Source organism: Myxococcus virescens, assembly GCF_900101905.1.
GTDB classification, from domain to species: domain Bacteria; phylum Myxococcota; class Myxococcia; order Myxococcales; family Myxococcaceae; genus Myxococcus; species Myxococcus virescens.
This window is the reverse complement of record NZ_FNAJ01000007.1, coordinates 171,654-191,661: the sequence shown is the minus strand read 5'-3', so window position 1 is coordinate 191,661 and position 20,008 is coordinate 171,654. Positions and strand designations below refer to the sequence as shown.

Genomic DNA, 20,008 nt, shown 5'->3' with positions numbered 1-20,008 from the left:
ACGCAGACTCTAACCGGCCCGGCGCACCGGGACACCCGGATCAGGGAACCGGCTTGAGCGCGGTCAGCCGGGCGGACGCGGCCTCGCGGACCTGGGGCGACGGATCCCGCTCCCGGGCCACCTCCAGGAGCAGCCGCCCCACCTGCGGCAGCTTCGTCGCCACCGAGTCCAGCGCGGCGGTGCGCTCCTTCACGGCGTTCTCCAGGCGGTCACGCACACCGCGGTCCGCGCACGTCTTCACGCCGGGCGACTGCTCACGCAGCAGCAGCTCCGCGTCCGCCAGCCGCGCGTCCGCCAGCCGCTTGGCGTCCGCCGCCTTGCGCTCGAACTCCGCCAGGTCCTCGGGGAACTCGGTGCTCGCGGACCGGGCGCGGGCAATGGCCTCCGCGGCGAAGTTCGCGTTGACGGCCGCCGCGCAGAGCTGCCGCGCCGACGCCAGGGGAACACGCCCTTCGGGCGTCACCGGCTCCTCCTGCGCCACCTCCAGGGACCACAGCGCCAGCTGCCGCGCCGCCACCGCCGCGGAGAAGTGCTGGCGCCGCTCCTCGCGAATCTGCACCCAGCGCCGCAGGATGACCGGATCCGGCACGCCCGACTCGGCGGCGCGCTGGTACTCCGTGGACGCCTGGGCCAACTGGCCGGACAGGTCCAGCAGCACCGCCACCGTGAGGTACATCTCCGCGCTGGTGGCGCGCTCGCGCAGGGCATCCAGGCGCGAGGCCACCTCGTACTCCGCCACGGGCTTGGGCAGCGCCGCCAGCACCGTGCGCAGGGACTCCAGGGCGTGCTGTCGGATCAACGGGTTACGCGCCGCGCGAAGGCTCTCCAGCAGCGGATCCAACACGCGCACCGACACGTGCTGCCCCAGCTCCTCCGCGGCCTGCCAGCGGTCCAGCGCGTCGGGCGCCACCAGCGCGCGGTTCAGGTCCTCCACCCCGCGCAGGTAGTGCCCCACGTGGGCGGCTTGGGCCAGCGGCTCCGGCCGGGCCAGGGCGGCGCGCTCGGCGCGGGCGTGGGCCAGCCGCGCCGGGAAGGCGGTGAGCTTCGGGCCCAGGGGATGGGCCTTCACCCGGGCCTCGGCCTCGTCCACCAGGCCAGAGACGAGCAGGCCCTCCACTTCCAGTTGCAGCAGCAGGACGCGCGCCTCCTCGCGGTGCGCGCCGGCCGGGTGCTCCTTGAGGTACGCGAAGAGCTTCGTCGCGCCGGAGGCCTTGGCCTGCGCGAAGGCTTGAGCATCCAGGCGGGCCTCCACGTCCTGGCGGCGGGGATCATCCGGCGACGCGCGCAGGTACTCCGCCAGCTTGCGCGGATCCTCCGTGGTGGCCAGCTCACGTGCTTCCGCCTCCGCCAGCAGGCGCTTCGCCTCGTCGCGCTGGACGCCGTCCGGGTGCTCCTGGAGGAACTGGCGCCAGCCGGCGACGGTGTCCGTCTCCTTCGCCCCGTTGAAGCGCAGGCCCTCCAACAGCGTCTTCGCCGTGCGCGCCTGGGCCGCGTCGGGGTACGCCTCCAGGAAGCGCTTGTAGGCAATCACCGTGTGCAGGCGCTTCGCTTCCTCGAACTCCAGTTCCTCCAGCCGCGCCTCGGCCGCGTCGGTGTCCGCGTGCGTGGGGTACTCGCGAAGGAAGGCGCGATAGCCGTCGATGGTGTCCTTCTTCGCCGCGCGGTCATACGGCGAGGGGATGCAGCCAGTGGCCAGCAACAGGACGGCGAGGGCTCGGCGAAAGGAGGCCATGTCCCTGGAGCAATACCGCACCCGCGCCCACCCGGAAACCCAAGCGCGGACGGACGGCTGCCTGGGTAGGTTTTTTGACGACACGACTTCCCGGGCGGACCATGTGCCCCCAGGACGCTACAGGGAGGTCGCACCATGAGGACAGTCACGCTGATGGGAATCCTCGCCACGCTGGCGACCGGCTGCGCCACCACGGGCGCGCCGCTGGAGCCATGGCTGGACTCCTACAGTCTTCGCTACCGCTCCGCCTCCCCGCCCGCCTTCCCGCGCGAGTCCCTTTCCAAGCAGGTGGCCACCGCGAACCGCGAGGCGCCCGCGGCGCGTCCCGGCACGGTGGCCGCCCGCCCGGCCAAGGCGTCGGGTGGCAAGTCCCGTGCGACGCCGGTGCGAGCCACGCGCCCCACCCCCGTGGCCGGTGATGCCCGCACCAAGGTGGTGACCACGGCGCGCTCGCTGGTGGGCAAGACGCAAGTCGCACTCAACGGCCGCAAGTACCCGTCCGATTGCACCGGCCTCATCGAAGGCGTCTACGCCCAGGCCGGCGTCACCTTCCGGGGAACGGTGCAGCCCGGCGACAACGGCGTCACCGCCATGTACCGCTTCGCCCGCTCGCGAGGCCGCGTGTACTCGGAAGAGCGGCCGACCCCGGGCGACCTCGTCTTCTTCAACGAGACGTATGACCAGAACCGCGACGGGCGCCGCAATGACGGCCTCACCCACGTGGGCATCGTGGAGAACGTCAGCGCCAGCGGGACGGTCACCGTCATCCACCGCGTGCGCCGAGGCGTCGTGCGCTACCGCATGAACCTGGAACGCCCGCACCTTCGGAGGGATCCGAAGACGGGCGAGGTGCTCAACGACATGCTCCGGCACCCGGGCCCCAACCGCGAGCCCGTCCTCACCGGGCAGCTCTTCGGGGGCTACGGCAGCGTGCTGCCCAAGAGCCCCAAGGCCCAGAAGCCCGTCCCCGTGGCACTCCGGTAACGGGATCCTGGATTCCGACTACGCGCGCGCCGTCCGGTCCCACGCGGCGCGCTGCGAGTTGCGCAGGAAGCGCCAGAACCCCACGACGATGGCCAGGTTCATGGTCACGAAGTAGTACGCCACCGACGCGGCCTTCTTCGCCGTGCCCCGCTTCAGCACCCCCGTCTTCCCCAGGTACGCGAGCGCGTAGAACAGCACCTGGCTGAACAGGGTGAGCTGGTAGAAGAGCCGGTCCAGCAGGAACAGGTTCGCCACCAGCGCCATCCCCATCAGCGCGGGGGCGCACCAACGCAGCAGCTTGTGCGACCAGAAGGCGAAGGCCGGGAAGCCCGCGGTCGGCAGCAACAGCCCGGGCACCATGCGGATGCTCTGGAAGTTGCCCGCGGCGATGCGCGCCCGACGGCCGAACTCCTTGCCATAATCCTCCGTGGTCTCCTCGTGCGCCACGGCGTGCTCTTCGTAGACGACCTTGTAGCCCTGATCCAGGATGCGCAGCGGAATCACGAAGTCGTCCACGATGGTGGACGGCGGCAGCAGGGTGAACAGCGAGCGCCGGATGGCATAGAGGCCACCGTTGGCACCCACCACCGCGCCGCGCCGCCCCTCGTACATCTTGATGAGCGACTCGTAGCTCCAGTACGCGCTCTCCTCGTAGTCCTGCTTCGTGGGGTTGTAGAGCCGCAGCTTGCCGCAGACCGCCCCCACCTCCGGGTCCTCGAAGTGGCGCACCAGCCGCTCGATGGCCTCGGGTTCGATCATCGTGTTCGCGTCGGAAAGAACGACGATGTCCCCCTGCGCCATGGGGATGCAGCGGTTGAGCACCGTCGTCTTGCCCGCTCGAGGCGCCGGTGACAGCCGCACGCGCGCGTCGGAGCAGGCGCGGACGATGTCATCCGTCCCGTCCGACGAACCATCCGAACCGATGAGCACCTCGAACCGCTCCGCCGGGTACGCCAGCGCGAGGCTGTTCTCCAGCTTCTGCTGGATGCACGAAGCCTCGTTGTAGGCCGCCACCACCAGACTCACCGAGGGCAACGCCCGCTGCCCGCCAGAGCCTTGATTGCCTGTTTCCGCGCGCCGCACATCGCGGGCGTTCTTGAGCACCTGCGCGGCCCCTTCGAGCAAAAAAAGGCTCAAGGGATAGAGAAAGTAAGTGTGTGCTAGCAGCAGCACGGCACACCAGAAGAAGACCTCCGCCATCTACCCTGCCTCCCAGCACCCAGTCCTCGAAACGGGTCCGGGTTCAGCAAGAGGCGTGCCTCTTCCACGCGCTTGAAATCACAGGCAGTGGCGCCACGGAGGGCTCTTCCCTGGGTGAGGGACTGGACTTTCTCCAGCCCTCGAGACGGCGGAAGCGGTCGTCGTTTCAGGGCGAGGCGGCGTCCGCGTCAATCTGCGCGATCAGCCGAGCCGCCGCCTGGTGGTCCGGGTTCAGCGCCACGGCGTCGTCCAGGAGTGAACGGGCGGCTGCCGTGTCCTTCAGCTTCAGCGCCACGCGAGCACCGAGCAGGTAGGCGCGCAGCAGCGTGCTGTCGGCCTGGCGCAGCGCCTCCAGATCCCTCGACACCGCCTCGAGCGACTCTGGCGGCGACCCGGCGATCAGCGCGTACTCGGCCCGAGCCAGCGTGCTCCACGGGTACGGGGCGCTCTCCACGTTGCGCAGACGCTCGGCCAGGGCCAGGGAGTCCGGCGCCGCCAGGACGGAGGCATGGAGGGCGCGTGCCTTGAGCCGCGCCGCCGCGGCACTGGGCGGCTCGGACTCCGGCGCCTTGCTCAGCTGGGCCAACTGCACGTCCAGCTCCTTGCGAAGCGTGTCGGTGGTGTCACGCAGGGACGCCATTTCGCGCGCGTTGGCGTCCTGCTCCTGCTGGAGTGAGGTGCGGCGCGCCACCTGGTCGGCAAGGACGCGCATCTTCGCCGCGGCCTCCAGCCCGCGGGCGATGGCAGCGCCCCGGAGGCGCAGACGCTCGGCATCCGCCTGGGCATCCGACAGACTGAGCGTGAGCGCTACCGCCAGCTCGGCCTGGACGTCGACGTAGCCGGGATTCTCGGTGGCGATGGTTCGCAGCCGTTCGATGGCCTGATGACGGTTGGTGGAGTCATCCCGACGGAGCAGCACCGACGCACGGTCCGTCGCATCCACCACATGGGCGGGGATCTCCACCCCGCGGTTCTTCAGCGCGACGTAGCCCAGCGAGGCCACCACGATGAGTCCAAACAGGATGGCCAGCACCACCCGGGGGCGGATTCGCTGGGAGCTGCCGTGCTCGAACGCCCGCGCTCCGTCCATCGACAGGCGGGTCGACGCAATCAGGTCCGGAGGCAGCTCCAGCGGGGCCCGGCGTGATGCGGCCCCGGCCAGAGGGCCCAGGTCCGAGTCACTGGAGTCATTGAGGGCACTCAGCCCCCCTGCCCCGGCGCCCGGCGCCTCGGTGGGCTCCGATTCTGGCGGGAGCTGGATGCCATTGTCGGCGCCGGACAGCGGTGACAGGCCATAGGGGCTCGTCGTTCGGACGCCCGCGAAGGGCTCGGCGGCATCCGGTGACGATGTGGGGGCATCGCCGGACAGGCTCGCGGGCGCGGGAACGGGCGGCACGGAGCCGAAGATCCGCTTCGACCCCACAGGTGCCTCGGAAGCAGGCGGCTGAACGGCGCTGAACGTCTGGCTGCGCCCCAATGGGGCCACGGAATCGCTCGCGGGAGGCGCGGCGAATCCAACGGGGGCGCCGTCCGCCGAGGCGGAGCCCTGCGGTGCAACCTGCGCCCCACCGGCGTGAATCGGGCTCACGGGAGGCGGCGTGGGCACGGAACCCGGGTCTGGCATCATGAAAGCGCCAGCCTGAGGAGGCGCGTACGCCCCAAAGGTCTGGGTCGCGTTGCCGGGCGCCACGGAGCCAGGTCCGGCACTCCCTGGCGCCCCGTGTTGCTGTCCGGCAACCGTGCCGTAGGTCTGCGTCTTTCCAACGGGGGGAATGACAGGTGCCACTGGAGGAACCGCGCCGAACATCTGTGTCCCGGCTCCGGGAGTTCCGCCCTGCGACGAGGCGCCAGCATCGGCCGCCGGTCCCCTGAAAGGCATCGTCCCGAACGCCTGCGTCTGCGGCACGGGGGCTACCGGGGGCGCCGCCCCGAACGCCTGTGTCGCGTTGTCAGTTCCCCGCCCAGTCGCCGGAGCTGCCCCGAACGTCTGCGTGGTTCCGACGGGAGGCACCGCGCCGAACGTCTGCGTTGCGTTGCTCGCCGCGGGAGCTGCCCCGAACGTCTGCGTGGTTCCAACAGGAGGCGCCGCGCCGAAGGTCTGCGTTGCGTTGCTCGCCGCGGGAGCTGCCCCGAACGTCTGCGTGGTTCCAACAGGAGGCACCGCGCCGAACGTCTGCGTTGCGTTGCTTGCCGCGGGAGCTGCCCCGAAAGTCTGGGTGGTTCCAACGGGTGCCACGGGAGGCACCGCCCCGAACGCCTGCGTCGCGTTGTCGGCGCCCTGCCCCTTCGACGCCACCGCACCGTACGACTGCGTCGTCCCCACCGGCGCCCCCGACGAAGGTGCTTGCGCCAAACGCTCCACGGCTCCCGCGCCGAACACCTGCGTCGTCGTCGTCACGGACGAACCCGCCGTGGCGCCAGGGGGAGTTCCCGCGAAGAGCTGCGTGGACTTCGTGCTCGAGCGCGCGGGCCCTGCCCCGCCCGTCACCGCCGGAGTCGAGCGCGAGGGCGGCGGCGCACCGTGTGGCGTGGCCATGAACACGTGACCACAGCGCGTGCACTGGACGGAGGCGCCCCCCGGCGGCAGCAAGCGGGAGTCGAGGACGTACTGCATCGAGCACTGAGGGCACGAGATCTGCACTCGACGTGCTTACCACACGGGCCCGGCGTCGGGAGGCGCTCCAAGCGCCGTGGCCGCCCGGAGGGTCTGCAACTTGGCGGACCCCACGCCACGGACGGCATCCACGTCATCCCAGCTCTTGAAACCGCCCTGCTCCTCGCGGGCCTCCACGAGGCTCCGCGCCAGGGAGCGCCCGACGCCCGGGAGCAGGGCAAGCTCCTCCTCGGTCGCCGAGTTCAAATCCAACGGACGCCCCAGGGCCAGCGCCTGGGCCCCGGTCGGCACGGCGCCGTCTCCACAGATGGCCACACCATCCGGACGGATTCGCACTGACTCAGCGGCGCAGTCCAACGCGGGCGCCGTATCCGGCCAGCGCAGGCGTGCGACGACGCCCACGCCCAACACCCCCAGCGCGACGGCGGCGAGCGCGGCGGTGCGGCTCGCCACGCGCTCAGACCTTCTCGCCCATCAGGGCCGCCATCTCGGAGACGGCGGAGACGCCTTCCGGCGGCATCGGCTGATCCAACCCGAAGGCGGTGTGCAACGCGCGCACGGCCAGCTCCGTGTACTTGGCCTGGACCACGCAGGACACCTTGATCTCCGACGTGGAGATCATCTGGATGTTGATGCCCTCGGAGGACAGCGCCCGGAACATCCGCGCCGCCACACCCGAGTGATTGCGCATGCCCACACCCACGATGGACACCTTCGCGATGTCCCCGTCCGTCTCGATACCGGACGCGCCAATCTCCTCGGCGACCTTCCGCACCAATTCCTGCGCGGCGAGGAAGTCCGCCTTGCCCACGGTGAAGGTCACGTCCGTGCGTCCGTCCTTGGACGGGTTCTGCACGATGAGGTCCACCACGATGTGCTTCTCATCGAGCGGACCGAAGATCTTCGCCGCGGCGCCCGCGACGTCCGGCACACCGCACACCGTGATCTTCGCCTCGTTGCGGTCATACGCGACGCCGCGGACCAGCACATCCTCCATGGAACTGTCCTCCTCGCACACGAGGGTGCCGGGGTCGTCGGTGAAGGACGACTTCACCCAGAGCGGCACCTTGTACTTCATGGCGAACTCGACCGAGCGGATCTGCAACACCTTGGCGCCCACGCTGGCCAGCTCCAGCATCTCCTCGTAGGTGATGCGGTCCAGCTTGCGCGCGGACGGAACCATGTTGGGGTCGGTGGTGTAGACGCCGTCCACGTCCGTGTAGATTTCACAGGCGTCCGCGTTCAGCGCGGCGGCCACGGCCACGGCGGTGGTGTCGGAGCCGCCACGGCCCAGCGTGGTGACGCTGCCGGACTCGTCCACACCCTGGAAGCCCGCCACCACGACGATGTGGCCCCGAGCCAGCGCGGCGCGGATGGGCTGCGCGTCGATGCTCTTGATTCGCGCTTTGGAGAAGGTGCTGTCGGTGACGATGCGCACCTGTTGGCCGAGGAAGCTGGTCGCCTTCCCCTGCTGGGCGTGGATGGCCATGGCCAGCAGGCCGATGGAGACCTGCTCGCCGGTGGCGACGACCACGTCCTGCTCGCGCTCGTCCGGCCGGTCGGTGATTTGCGCCACCAGTTTCAGCAGCCGGTTCGTCTCGCCGGACATGGCGGACACGACGACGACCACGTCATGCCCCGCCTCCTGGGCGGCCAGGCAGCGCAGGGCCACGTTCTTGATGCGGGCCACATCACCTACGGAGGTACCGCCATACTTCTGGACGATGAGTGCCACGGCGCCTGCAACCTCCCTCTCCAGACGGGCGGGAGCTATACGAGCCCGGCCGGCGGGTGTAAAGCGCCGGCCAGCACCTCCGCACCCGTTTACGTTAGGGTGCCCGCCCTTTCGTCGCACCCATTGGAGTCCCGAATGTCGCGCCCCCGTATCCTCATCGACGGTGACACCCTGAAGCTCGAGGAAATCCTCCAGGTGGCTCGCAACGAGGCCACCGTGGAGCTGTCGCCCGACGCCGCCACCCGCGTGCGGGCCTCGCGCGCCCTGGTGGACCGCGTCGCCGCCGGAGACACGCCCGCCTACGGTATCAACACCGGCTTTGGCACGTTGGCCGAAGTCCGCATCGACAAGAAGGACCTGCGCGACCTTCAGCGCAACCTCATCCTCTCCCACGCGTGTGGCGTCGGCACGCCCCTCCCCCTTCCCGAAGCGCGGGCGCTCCTGCTGCTCCGCTGCAACGTGCTCGCCAAGGGCTACTCCGGCATTCGCATGGAGACGCTGGCCCTGGCGCTGGACATGCTGAACCGGGACGTCGTGCCCGTGGTCCCCGAGCGGGGCAGCGTGGGCGCCTCCGGGGACCTCGCCCCGCTGGCGCACCTGGCGCTCGTCTTCATCGGCGAAGGTGAAGCCTTCTACCAGGGCCAGCGCATGCCCGCGAAGCAGGCGCTGGAGCGCGCCGGCCTGCAACCGGTGGTGTTGGAGGCCAAGGAGGGCCTCGCCCTGGTGAACGGCACGCAGGCCATGTGCGCGGTGGGCACCCTGCTCCAGCTTCGCGCGGAGTCCCTGGCGGACATCGCCGACGTCGCGGGCGCCATGACGCTGGAAGGGCTGCTGGGAAGCCACAAGCCCTTCATTCCTGAGATTCACGACGTGCGCGCGCACCCGGGCCAGAAGGACGTCGCGGCGCACCTGCGGCGCATCCTGGTGGGCAGCGAGCTGGTGGAGTCGCACGTCAACTGCAGCAAGGTGCAGGACCCCTACTCCCTGCGCTGCATGCCGCAGGTGCACGGCGCGGCGCGCGAGGGCATCGCGTTCTCCCGGCGCATCCTGGAGGTGGAGGTCAACAGCGCCACGGACAACCCGCTCGTGTTCGCGGACACGGAGCGCATCGTGTCGGGCGGCAACTTCCATGGCCAGCCCATCTCCCTGGCCATGGACGTGGTGGCCATGGCGCTGACGCAGCTGTCGTCCATCAGCGAGCGGCGCGTGGAGCAGCTCGTGAACCCGTCGCTGTCCAACCTGCCGGCCTTCCTGGCGAAGAACTCCGGGTTGAACTCCGGCTTCATGATCGCGCAGGTGACCAGCGCCGCGCTGGTGGCCGAGTCCCGCGTGCTGAGCCACCCCGCGTCCGTGGATTCGATTCCGTCATCCGCGGGCCGCGAGGACCACGTGTCCATGGGCATGACGGCGGCGCTCAAGGGCCGTCAGGTCAGCGACTTCGCCCGTTCGTGCCTCGCGATTGAAATCCTGGTGGCGGCGCAGGCCCTGGACTTCCGCCTGCCGCTGAAGCCCGGCAAGGGCGCCCTCGCGGCGTACGAGCTGGTGCGCTCGAAGGTCCCCCACATGGACAAGGACCGCGAGCTGCACCGCGACATCGAGGCGGTGAGCCAGCTCGTCGACTCTGGCGAGCTGCTCGCGGCGGTGCGCTCCGCCACGGCCTGACGCCGTACGAGCGGCAGCGACGTCTCGTCCAATGACGAAGGGCCCGGAGCCGAGCGCTTGCTCTCGATGGCTTCGGGCCCTCCGACACGACACGCCCCCACGCGACGAACAGCACCGCGCGGGGCGCATCCTGGCTTCAGCGGAACGGGCCGCGCACCTCGAAGGTGACGCCGTTGCCATCCGTCCCACGCTGCGAGCTGAAGTACAGCCGCTGGCCATCCGGACAGAAGGCGGGGCCGGTGAGTTCGGACCCCGCGTGCCCCAACACCTGGAGGAATGGCGCGACAGAGCGCTCAGGGCCCGGGGTGAAGAGGCACAGCTGGAGGTCGTCACCATCCTCAGCCACGTAGAGGTCACCCGAGCGGGACACGGTGATGTTGTCCACGCCGCGTAGCGGCGACTCCGGATAGAGGTCGTCGTCGTAGAGGAGCTCCACCTTGCCGGTGGCCGGGGTGTGGGCCCAGACGCGATTGTCGCCCTTGGTCGTGAAGTAGATGGTGCCGCTGTCGTACCAGCAGCCCTCGCCGCCATCGAACGCGGTCGTCAGGAAACGGGCGAGCTGCAGCGACGCGGGAAGCGAGGCGGAGACCCTCACCCAGCTGAAGGTGGCGGTGCCGTCCAGCGCACTGCCGTTCAGCTTCGCGGCCTCCAAGGTGCCCGAGGACAGCGAGGGCCACTGGGCGGGGGTGAAGCGGTAGAACCGCCCCTCCGGCCGATCCTCCGTCAGGTACAGGCGCATGCCCACCGGGTCCACGGCGACGGCCTCGTGGGCGAAGGTGCCCAGCGCACTCCGCCGCAGGCCCTGTGAGGGGTCCTGGGGATTGCATTCCCAGACATGGCCCCCGTCCCACTCCTCACAGGACAACCAGGTACCCCAGGGCGTGGGCCCCCCGGCGCAGTTGAGCTGGGTGCCCTCGAGGATGCGGTAGGCGCTCGTCACGTTGCCGCCTCCATCGAAGCGAATCGATGAGGCACCTCCAATCAGCGGCAACTCACAGTTGGAGGTGTAGACCCAGCCGCCATCGTCGGTGGGGAAACAGGTGCCGCCGTCCGGAGCGGCGTGCCACGTGTAGCGGGTGCCGGGGACGCGCTGTCCGGTGCGCGCGACGATACGTGAGCTGAAGCCCGCGGGCAGCCTTAGCCCCTGAGCATCCGGAGCGCCGGAGATGGCACCATAGGGGCCAGGCCCCGGCCGGGCGGGAGCGGCATGAACGGAACGCCAGAAACCCGGCCCCAGGGCCAGGAGTCCGCTGCTCATCGCCGTGAGTCGAAGGAAGCTCCTGCGCTGCATGGGCATGTCTCCATTCGCCAGAAGGCCCAGGAGATTGGGTTGCCCATGCCCGCGCGCCAACTCATCACGAGTCGGTCACCTTGTCCTTTGGGCGACAAGGCGCCAGGCAGGTCACGCCAGGCCTTACACGCCGCGGCGTCGCGGCGTGCCCGCCGTCACCTGCCGCATGCTCCAGAGACACGTGATGTTTCCAGTTGAATCCTTCATGGGCTCCACGGCCGCGAGGAACGCGCGCCGGACGTCCTCGCGTGCGTCGGGCGGGAGCTGGTCGGCGTCGTAGGTGGAGGAGAGGGAAGCCCAGACCTGCTCCGGCTCTCCGCATTCCTGGACCTCGAGGTCGAAGACCTCGACATGCTCGAAGGCGAGGTCGAAGAGTGCCCTCAGCCCCTCGGTGGAGCGGAAGCGCGTGTCGCCCAGGCTCAGCAGAGGGCGAGGCTGCGCCTCGATGGCGGATTTCATCAGGGCGCGGAACACCGCGAGCGCCCCGGAAGGCATGAAGCCTCCGCCGACGACGCAGGACAGCTTCCCGGCAGGCGTCAGGACGCGGCGAATCTCGGAGAGGACCTTCTCGCAGTCATCCATCAACATGAGCGCCAGGTGGCTGAGCACGACGTCGAGGCTGGCGTCCTCGAACGGGAGCGACTGCGCCACGCCTTGAATCAGCGTGGCGGCCCCCTTCAATCGCGCCTGGGCCAGGGCGAGCTCGTCCTCGCTCATGTCCAGGCCAACGAGTCTTGGACGCGGAGGCGCCCGCCGAGCGAGCAACTCGAGCAGGTAGCCATCACCGCAAGCCAGGTCGAGCACGGTCCTCGGCCGCGCGTCCTGGGGGACTTCCGCCGCCAGCAACTCGTAGGTGGAGGCGAATCGGCTGTCCCCCCGAACCACGGGAGTCTTCGCGAACCACCGCGCGGTCACGCCCGCGAGCCGGCGGTGGTAGTCGAGGAGGTAGGACTCGGTGTCGGAGGGAGGCATGGTGCCCCATAACATAGGCGCAGCCGTTCACCGGTTCAGGCCGTGTTCGAGACTTGCCCCACCTCCCTTGAGCTGGCTGCGCAGCGCTTCCGTCGAAATCGAAGGCGTCCCATCCGGAGCCATGAGCGTCTGCCCGTCCTCGGCATAGAGCGCCGGGCGCCGGTAAAGCATCCGAAGCGCGTGCAGGTGCGGGTACACCTGTGACGCTTCGGGGTTGAGCTCGCGCAGGTGCTTGCGAAGCAGCGGCGCGAACTTCGGGCTCATGGCCGGGAAGATGTGGTGCTCCTGGTGGTGGCTGAAGTTGTAGTGCAGCCAGTCCATCACCGGATGCGTCGCCACGCTGGCCGTGTTCACGAAGGGGTTGTCCGACTCCTCGTGCGCGGCCAGCAGCCAATGGTTGGTGGCGATGTAGATCATCAAGGTGATGTTGCCGATGAGGAGCGGAAGGATGAGCGCATAGAGCGCCCCCATTGGCCCCATCCACCAGCCCACCGCGACCCACCCCAGCAGCACGAGCACCGTGAGGACGCGCTCCCGCGTTCGATGCATGTGCACATGCTTGAACTGCGGCAGCCGGCTGTGGTGCCAGAGGAAGGCCTGTCCCTGGGCGGTGAAGAAGAAGCTGAAGCTGACGAAGCTCAGCAACGAGCCCGAGCCCGGAGACATCGCGTGGAACACCTTCGCGAACCACTGGGTCCGCCACTCGCTCTGACGCGGCAGGATGTCCGGGTCCCGAACCAGGACGTTCGCCGCGCTGTGGTGTGCCTGGACGTGCCACGCCCGCCAGTTCCCGGGGGTCACCAGGAACGGGCTGAAGCCCACCCAGCCCAGGAGACTCTCCAGCGCCCTGCTGCGAAACACCGCGTGGTGCAGCGCCTCATGCGCCGCCAGCCCCACGGCCGTCACCATCTGCCCGAGCACGAACGAGATGAGCAGGCACGCCCACCATGGCAGCCGCCCGCTTCCCGCGGCCCACATCAAGACCACCATCACCGGGACCAGCCCGAACGCGACGATGCCTCGCAGGGGCTGCGGCTGGAAGGACTCCGGCGGCATCACCCGGCGCAGCTCCGACCGCAGCCACCGGGGGTCATCGGCGGGAATGGGACCCGCCTGGGGATTGGAAGAATTCATGCGTTCACCCGAAGGAAGGAGGTCTCAAGCCATGGGCCGCGCAAGGCCGCCCTCGAGCAACATCCGAAGCCGTCCCGCCTCGTCGAGCGCAGCGACGGTGCCGCACTCCAGCAGGTCGCCATCCACTCGCGGAGGAAGTGCCTTCAACGAGAGGTGAAGCGGCGCTCCACCTCGGGCGTCCACCAGGCCACGATCGAACGTGGCCCGCTGGAACTGGATGGGCGCGAACACCGCGCTCGACTCCCCATCCACATGCATCGCGCTCAGCCGCAAGGCGGCATCCAGGACGAGCGCGGGCACGGTGCTGCCCGCCTGACGAGGCTCGGTCGGCAGCCCCAATCGCGCGAACCGGGCCGACGGCTCGATGCGAATTTCCTCCAGGCAGTCGAACATCTTCCGCAGCTCGATGGGCGCACCGGCGGCGCAGTGTGGGTCGTGGACCCGCAGTGCCTGTCCCGACGGCGCCGCCGCATCCAGCTCCGGCGTGCCCCGCGGCGGCTCCGCCGTCAGCGTGAACCGCGCCTCCGCATAGACGAGGTCCTTCTCCAGCACGACCCCGGACGCGTGGACGATGTCCCCCATCAGCCGGACCCGCACGCCATGACATCCGGGCTCATCGATGAGGGGCGTGCATTCGGCGCGCAGGTGCTGACGGCCTCCCTGCTTGACGCGGATGAAGCGTGAGAACCGGACGTCCTCGATGGTGACGGTGCGCAGCTCTGGCCGCCCGTTGCCCACCGCGGCTTGCAGCATCAGGTCCAACGCCCAGGCCCCCGGCAACGTGGGCGTGCCACGCACGAGGTGGTCCTCCAGGCACGGCACACTCGCCGCATCCACGACCAGCTCGCGCTGCACGGGCCCCGCCGACAGAGAACGCGCCTCCTCCGCGGGCAAGACCTCCAGTGCGTAGTAGGAACGCTCACTCTCCGTGAGCTGGACGTTGATGGCCTGTCGAGGCCGCCCATCCACGAGTTGGAGAAAGAGCGCTTCGCCTTCCTCTGCTCGGATTCCTCGCAGATGCCGGGTGGCACCGAGCACGCGGTACTCCGAGCCCCGTGTCATGCCGATTCCGTCCCAGGCCAACCAGCCCACGCTGCACCAGCGGACCTCCTGGCTCGCGTCGCTGACCCAGGCGCAGAGCCGGTCCAGCGCCTCGTTCGCCGCGCCGTAATCCGCCTGACCGTCATTCCCGATGTAGCTGAACGCGGAGGTCAGGACGTGGAACGGCACCGGCCGAGCAAGCCGATTCACGCAGGCTTCCCGCAGGTTCCTGAGCCCCAGCAGCTTGGTGCCCAGGTTCGTGCGCAACTCCCCGAGCTGCCTGCGATTCAACTTCTTGGACGTCTGCGTGCCCGCCCCATGCACCACCAGGTCCAGTCGCCCATGCGTGTCGACGATTTCCTGGACCACGCGGTCCACGTCCGCCGCTCGCGTGACGTCCGCGGCCCGGTAGAGCACCTCGCCCGGGAGCCGGCCCAGGCCCTCCAGCGTGGCCTTCAGCTCGCGAGCGGCCAGGAAGCGCTCGAAGCGCTTGCGCAGCTCTGGCATGCGCACGCCCCGATTGCTGGCCAGCTCCGAGGCGTAGAACTCCCGCTCCATCGCCGGAAGGTCTTCCTCACGGGCCTGGAGCACGCGCAGGGGTGCCTCATCCGGATCGCTCCGCCCCAACAGGACCACCTTGCATCCAAACCGCTTGAGCAGGGCTCCCGCGAGGACTGCCGTGACGCCCCGTCCCCCGCCCGTGAGCAGGACCACCGAGCGAGAATCGAGCGTCGCCGCCGGGTCCGCCGTGACGTCCGTCACCCGCAACACGCGGACACAGCGCACCGGACCGTCGAAGCAAACCTCGATGGAGTGATTCCCGCCCGCCTCCGAGCCCAGCTCAGCCTCGGCCAGCTCGAGCGCCTCCTGGAGCGGCATGGCCGTGGTGGAGACGGCACGAACGTTCCGGGCAGGCACTTCCCGCCCGATGGACTTGAGCATCCCCGCGAACAGTCCCGACATTGGATGCAGGCACCGCCGTGGGCCCACAGCGCCAATGCACAGACTCACCAGTTCCACCTCGCCACGAGACAGGCGCTCATAGGCGCGACGGGCGGCCAGGAAGAGCAACTCCAGGGCCCCGTGCTTCATGGCCGTGTCCGCGACCACAGAGGCCTCGAGCGCCCCTGCCTCGATGCGGGGGACCGCGAGGATGACCTCGGGCTCGAAGCCAAGGGCGGCCAGCCCGGCCTCCGCGGAGGTGTCTGTCGTGAGGTCGATGTACCGGAGGCGTCCCGAATCCGAACCTGTCCCCGGACAGAGAATCCGGTGCTCCGATCCGCACAGGGCCTCCGCCCGAGCTGCAAGCTCGCGCGCGAGCGCCACGTCCTCCGCGATGAACAGCACCCGACGGCCTCTGAGATACGACGGCCGCGTCTTCCGAGCTGGCCGCTCCACCAGCACGGGCGACAGATACTGAATGGGCGCGGCGTGGTCGAAGCCTCCCGCTGCGGCTTGCAACTCGGCTCCTGATGCGCCGTTGACGGGTGACGACGCGAATTCAACAGAACGGGAAGGAGCAAGCCGCACTCCCTCTGACGGTCGGGACGGCAGTTCGCTCCGGCCGTCCGTCACGGCATCAGGATGCGTCCGAAGAGGTGACGTGGAGGCGTCAATCCGCCCTCCCTGCTCCGCTGCCCGAGATGTCGCGCCAAGCTGGCCCTCCGTTGCGGCATGGGCGTGGGCTCGCGACGAGGACTGCATTGATTCCACGGGCAGCCCGCCCGCCATCGGCTGGAGCCGCACTTCGAGCCGGACACCTGTCGCGGCATCGGGGTGGAACCGCAGCGTGCCAGCACGACCATCCGCCGCCGCGTGTACGGCGCGCAGCAACGCCAGGCTCTCCGCCGCCGAGTGCGGTGGCAGGTCGACACCCGCACCTGTCCCCTTCGCGCCACGGGTGGAAATCTGAAGGTGGCACATGGGCTTCAAGCCGAGCCTTCGGGCCTTCTCCGCCGTCGTCACCGCGAAGAGCGCCGCGCCTTCCTCGGGCTGCTGCGCCCCTCTGACTTCACCCGGCCTGCCAATGTGCGTACTGCCCACGAGGACCAGCTCGAAGCCGCTCTCCAGCAGCCCCCGCGCCGCCTGGAGCGCCGCCGAGGACGAGGCTGCCCCCGCATCCACCACGAAATTGGGACCCTTGACGTCGAGCGCCCCCGCGACACGGCCGGGCGTGACGTTCGGCATCATCCCCTGGAGCGTGTACGGCCCCGAGGGACGGAGGCTCTCCATCACCGCCGAGTGAAGACGCTCCGCCAGGGGCAGCACCGCGGCGGATGCGGGCTCGCGACGAGCCTTCTCACTCAAGCGCCGTTGCAGCGTGAACGCCAGGACACGCTGGACCGCCTCGACGCCACGGCGCGTCTTGCCCTCGAGCCCCAGCACGATGGCCGTCCCCGAACGAAGCGTTTCGAACGCCCCCAGCTTCTGGGCGAGCGCACTCCCGACCACGAGCCCGAGGTGCTGCGTCGCATCCATGTCCTCGGAGATGTCGGGCAACAGGCGCACCGTGGGCGGCAGGCGCAGTGCCTGCAGATCGAAGCGCGCTCCTACCTCGACAGGGACACCCGCTTCGGGCCGCCCGCGTCCATCTGGGAACAAGCCCTCCGCGGCCACGACCACGAGTTCGGCCTCCGATGGGATGCCCTCGCGGGACCTCGGCGCCGACGAAGGCCCCCGGTACTCCTCCAGCACCAGGTGGGCGTTGGTTCCGCCAAAGCCAAAGCCATTGGTGGCGGCACGACGAGGCCATTCGCCATTCTCCGGCCAAGGCTGCTCGCGCGTGTTCACGTCGAAGCCGGGCCCCATGGCGCGCAGCGCGGCACCGGGCGCATCGAAGTTGGACTGCACCGGGAAGATCCGGTGCTCCATCGCCTTGCACAGCTTGATGACCGAAGCAGCCCCCGCGGCCCAGCCAACGTGACCAATCAGCGCCTTGACGCTGGCGAGCTGAACGCCACTGCGCTTGCCACCAAAGACGCGGGCAATCGACCGGAGCTCGGTGGCGTCCCCCGCGGGAGTCGCCGTTCCGTGCGCCTCGATGTACTGCACGCTCGCCGGGTCAACCTGGGCCCCCGAGTAGCACGCCTCCATCGCCGCCACCTGCCCCTCCGACCGGGGCACGTTCGCCGAGCTGCTCCGTCCATCACTGGAGAGCCCCGCGCCTCGAATGACGGCATGGACCCGGTGCCCCGCCGCGACGGCGTCCTTCAGGCGCATCAGCCCAACGACGCCCGCGCCTTCACCGAAGATGACGCCGTCCGCGCGCACGTCAAAGGGCCGGCTCCCCGTGGCGGACAGTCCATTGAACTGCGAGAACAGACAGCTGTTGCCCGGCCCCGGCGAGAACACGCCGCCAGCAAGAATCAGGTCCGAGTCCCCTCGCTCCAGCGCCTTCATGCCCAGCGCCATGGCATAGAGCGACGACGCACAAGCAGCGTCGAGCAGCGTGGTGGCGACACCCTGCCCCACCACGTCCGTCACCACGGCCTGCAGGGTGGGATGCGGCGCCAGGTCACGGGAGATGGCCTCCACCCCAAGTGCCTCACGCGCCGCGCACGCCAGCGCCGCGATGTCATGAACCCGCTCCCCCCGGGCACTCAGCAGCGCCTCTCCAGCCTCCACGCTCAGCGCGGCGTCGTACTCGGCCGACCCTTCCGCCGTCGAACCGAGCAGGCACTGGATGCGCCCCGGCGACTTCGATGCCAGCGGCTTCAGTCCCTGCATGGCCTGCGAGAGGGCGATGGCCAGCAGCTTCTGCTCGCGGACGTACTGCTGGAAACGCGTCGGGTCGAAGCCCGGCGGCGGAACCAGGTCGTCATCCCGCACATACCCCGTGAGCAGGGTGTACGTCCGGTCTGGAGTTCCCGCGGGACCCGCGAAGTCCGTCACCAACTCGGGCTGCAACAGGCCCTGGTCGACGATGCCGCTGATGCCCTTCCGGATGTTCTGCCAGTACGTTTCCGGGTCCTTCGCGCCCCCCGGAAGGATGCAGCCCAGCGACACCACGGCAATGCCGCTCTCGTCGACCTCGGCGGCATCCACGGACTTCGGCTCGATGCCAGCCGACGGGGCAGACCGCTCCGCCGGAAGCAGCTTGCTGATGACGCTCACCTCGGCGGCCGTCTCCTCCGGGATGATTTTCTGGACGATGCGCGCCAGGACGCCCGTGGTTCCGCAGTCGACGAAGCGCGCGCATCCCGCGCGGGTGAGCGTCTCCACCGTCCCCAGGAAGTCGAACGAGCGCACCAGGTGCGATGCGAGCGCATCCGCCAATTCTGGCCGCCCGCCCACATAGGCGCGCCGTTCAATGGGCGAATAGACACGGCCGCGCGGCGCCTGCATGGGGACACGGCCCAGCATCTCGCGGAAGGCCTTCGCGGCCGGGGCCATGTCCGGATGGTGGAAGGGGTACCGGCTCGAAACGAAGGTGAATCCCTGCCCCCGGCCTTCCAACAGCGCGCGGAGCCGCGCGAGCTGCTCGCGCGCTCCCGCCACCACCGTCTGCCGCGCGTGGTTGCGCCCCGCGATGTGCAATCCCGAAGCGCCGCACTCCGCGATGGCGCGAACGGCCTCGGACTCCCCGAGCGCCACCGCCGCCAGCGTTCCGAAGTCGTCGGGAAGGACCTGAAGCGCTCGGATGCGGTGGCAGACGACCTGCGCGCCAGCGCGCAAGTCGAGCGCACCCGCCGCCGTCATCGCGGCAATCTCCCCGAAGCTGTGCCCCACGAACACGTCCGGGCTCGCCCCCTGTCGCTGCATCCACCGGGCGCCCAGGACTCCGGACAGGTAGATGCCCAGTTGGTCGAGCTGAGGCAGCTCATCCAGCGCACGCCGGACGTCCGAGACGTCACGCGCGGCGAGCAACGGCTCCGCGTCCACGCCGACCTCACGACATGCGGCGGCGACCCCCTGAAGCTCGCCCTCGAGGTCAGGGTCGAGCGCCTTCAATTGGAGATAGAGCCCTGGCTCAAACGAACCCTGCCCGGCGAACAGAAATGCCGTCGCGCCCGGCGGCAGCACCAGCGCGTCGGGACTCTTGGCAGCGCTCGCCGCGGGCGCCCCCTCCAACGAAACGACGCGGGATGTCCCCAGTGACGCAGGGTCCGCGAGCAGCGACTTCGCCAACGCCCGGATGGACTCCGGAAACACCTCCTTGAGTGCGGAGCCTCCCTGCTGGACACAGTCCCGGAAGCTCCGTGCCCCGGCGCGCTCGAAGATGCCGGACAACGAATCGAAGCACCGCAGGAACGACTCAGGAAACGAACACAGGGCGCCCGATGTCCGGTCCGCACAGAGAACCGTCTGGAAGCCGCACGCCACGGGCGTCCCATCGCTCTTGAGGGTCCGGAAGCAGAAGCGGATGGAGACCGCTCCCCGCTCCTCCAGCGTCGTCAGCACCACCAACCGATCTCCCAGGTTGGCCGGTGCCAGGTTGCGCGAGTAGCCCTCGTAGGTGAGCAGCAGCACCTGGTCGAAGTCGCGCCGGAACTCCGGCACGTCGAACACGTCCGGGCTGAAGAGCAGGTGCTCCCGCCCAGCACACTGGAACTTGAAGTTCGTGAGGAAGTGATGGCTCCCGTAGGCCATCGTGTCATCGAAATGAATGTCGTACGGGACCGCGAAGTAACCCATGACGATTGG

General features: G+C 69.5%; 12 protein-coding genes. 3 read left to right on the top strand and 9 right to left on the bottom strand.

Translation table 11 applies throughout. From position 1 onward, the window contains the following. Positions 1 to 40 precede the first annotated feature (40 nt). On the bottom strand, positions 41 to 1,732 hold the full coding sequence (locus BLU09_RS21530) for a HEAT repeat domain-containing protein (RefSeq protein WP_244171926.1): 1,692 nt from the start codon (positions 1,730 to 1,732) through the stop codon (positions 41 to 43). Between the two features lie 135 nt (positions 1,733 to 1,867). On the opposite strand from BLU09_RS21530, the gene BLU09_RS21525 reads away from it, so the two are divergent. Continuing rightward, positions 1,868 to 2,716, top strand: a complete 849-nt coding sequence (locus tag BLU09_RS21525) for a CHAP domain-containing protein (protein ID WP_090491400.1) — start codon at positions 1,868 to 1,870, stop codon at positions 2,714 to 2,716. A gap of 18 nt (positions 2,717 to 2,734) precedes the next feature. Here BLU09_RS21525 and BLU09_RS21520 read toward each other — a convergent pair whose 3' ends face one another. Together BLU09_RS21520 and BLU09_RS39455 are read right to left on the bottom strand one after the other, a co-directional pair. Beyond that, a complete protein-coding gene (locus tag BLU09_RS21520; protein ID WP_090491399.1) occupies positions 2,735 to 3,916 on the bottom strand; it encodes a glycosyltransferase family 2 protein in 1,182 nt (393 codons plus the stop codon). A gap of 166 nt (positions 3,917 to 4,082) precedes the next feature. Next, a complete protein-coding gene (locus BLU09_RS39455) occupies positions 4,083 to 5,543 on the bottom strand; it encodes a tetratricopeptide repeat protein (protein WP_244171925.1) in 1,461 nt (486 codons plus the stop codon). 589 nt (positions 5,544 to 6,132) lie between these two features. On the opposite strand from BLU09_RS39455, the gene BLU09_RS21510 reads away from it, so the two are divergent. Next, complete coding sequence (locus BLU09_RS21510) at positions 6,133 to 6,462, top strand: hypothetical protein (protein WP_244171924.1); 330 nt, start codon at positions 6,133 to 6,135, stop codon at positions 6,460 to 6,462. Positions 6,463 to 6,566: 104 nt separating this feature from the next. On the opposite strand, the gene BLU09_RS21500 is transcribed toward BLU09_RS21510, so the two are convergent. Both BLU09_RS21500 and BLU09_RS21495 read right to left on the bottom strand, forming a co-directional pair. Beyond that, positions 6,567 to 6,983 (bottom strand): ComEA family DNA-binding protein, encoded by a 417-nt coding sequence (locus tag BLU09_RS21500; protein ID WP_090491398.1) that lies wholly within the window; start codon positions 6,981 to 6,983, stop codon positions 6,567 to 6,569. Between the two features lie 4 nt (positions 6,984 to 6,987). Beyond that, positions 6,988 to 8,265, bottom strand: coding sequence for an aspartate kinase (locus BLU09_RS21495; RefSeq protein ID WP_090491397.1), 1,278 nt, complete (start codon positions 8,263 to 8,265; stop codon positions 6,988 to 6,990). Between the two features lie 135 nt (positions 8,266 to 8,400). Between BLU09_RS21495 and hutH the strand changes: the two genes are divergently transcribed. Beyond that, positions 8,401 to 9,927 carry a histidine ammonia-lyase gene (gene hutH, locus BLU09_RS21490; protein WP_090491396.1) on the top strand — a complete coding sequence of 509 codons (1,527 nt, stop codon included), beginning with the start codon at positions 8,401 to 8,403 and terminating at the stop codon, positions 9,925 to 9,927. Between the two features lie 136 nt (positions 9,928 to 10,063). Here the strand turns inward: hutH and BLU09_RS21485 are convergent, their stop codons facing one another. The 4 genes from BLU09_RS21485 to BLU09_RS21470 all read right to left on the bottom strand — a co-directional run bounded on the left by BLU09_RS21485 (position 10,064) and on the right by BLU09_RS21470 (position 19,999). Further along, positions 10,064 to 11,224 (bottom strand): alkaline phosphatase PhoX, encoded by a 1,161-nt coding sequence (locus BLU09_RS21485; RefSeq protein WP_090491395.1) that lies wholly within the window; start codon positions 11,222 to 11,224, stop codon positions 10,064 to 10,066. Between the two features lie 117 nt (positions 11,225 to 11,341). Continuing rightward, positions 11,342 to 12,190, bottom strand: coding sequence for a class I SAM-dependent methyltransferase (locus tag BLU09_RS21480; protein WP_244171923.1), 849 nt, complete (start codon positions 12,188 to 12,190; stop codon positions 11,342 to 11,344). A 27-nt stretch (positions 12,191 to 12,217) separates the two neighbouring features. Next, positions 12,218 to 13,324 (bottom strand): fatty acid desaturase family protein, encoded by a 1,107-nt coding sequence (locus tag BLU09_RS21475; protein ID WP_090491393.1) that lies wholly within the window; start codon positions 13,322 to 13,324, stop codon positions 12,218 to 12,220. 24 nt (positions 13,325 to 13,348) lie between these two features. Then, positions 13,349 to 19,999 carry a type I polyketide synthase gene (locus BLU09_RS21470; RefSeq protein WP_090491392.1) on the bottom strand — a complete coding sequence of 2,217 codons (6,651 nt, stop codon included), beginning with the start codon at positions 19,997 to 19,999 and terminating at the stop codon, positions 13,349 to 13,351. Positions 20,000 to 20,008 lie beyond the last annotated feature (9 nt).

Excerpts from the sequence above, each read along its gene's own strand:
- BLU09_RS21530 (WP_244171926.1), bottom strand. The coding sequence starts at position 1,732 with ATGGCCTCCTTTCGCCGAGCCCTCGCCGTCCTGTTGCTGGCCACTGGC.
- BLU09_RS21525 (WP_090491400.1), top strand. The coding sequence starts at position 1,868 with ATGAGGACAGTCACGCTGATGGGAATCCTCGCCACGCTGGCGACCGGC.
- BLU09_RS21520 (WP_090491399.1), bottom strand. The coding sequence starts at position 3,916 with ATGGCGGAGGTCTTCTTCTGGTGTGCCGTGCTGCTGCTAGCACACACT.
- BLU09_RS39455 (WP_244171925.1), bottom strand. The coding sequence starts at position 5,543 with ATGATGCCAGACCCGGGTTCCGTGCCCACGCCGCCTCCCGTGAGCCCG.
- hutH (WP_090491396.1), top strand. The coding sequence starts at position 8,401 with ATGTCGCGCCCCCGTATCCTCATCGACGGTGACACCCTGAAGCTCGAG.
- BLU09_RS21485 (WP_090491395.1), bottom strand. The coding sequence starts at position 11,224 with ATGCCCATGCAGCGCAGGAGCTTCCTTCGACTCACGGCGATGAGCAGC.
- BLU09_RS21480 (WP_244171923.1), bottom strand. The coding sequence starts at position 12,190 with ATGCCTCCCTCCGACACCGAGTCCTACCTCCTCGACTACCACCGCCGG.
- BLU09_RS21475 (WP_090491393.1), bottom strand. The coding sequence starts at position 13,324 with ATGAATTCTTCCAATCCCCAGGCGGGTCCCATTCCCGCCGATGACCCC.
- BLU09_RS21470 (WP_090491392.1), bottom strand. The coding sequence starts at position 19,999 with ATGGGTTACTTCGCGGTCCCGTACGACATTCATTTCGATGACACGATG.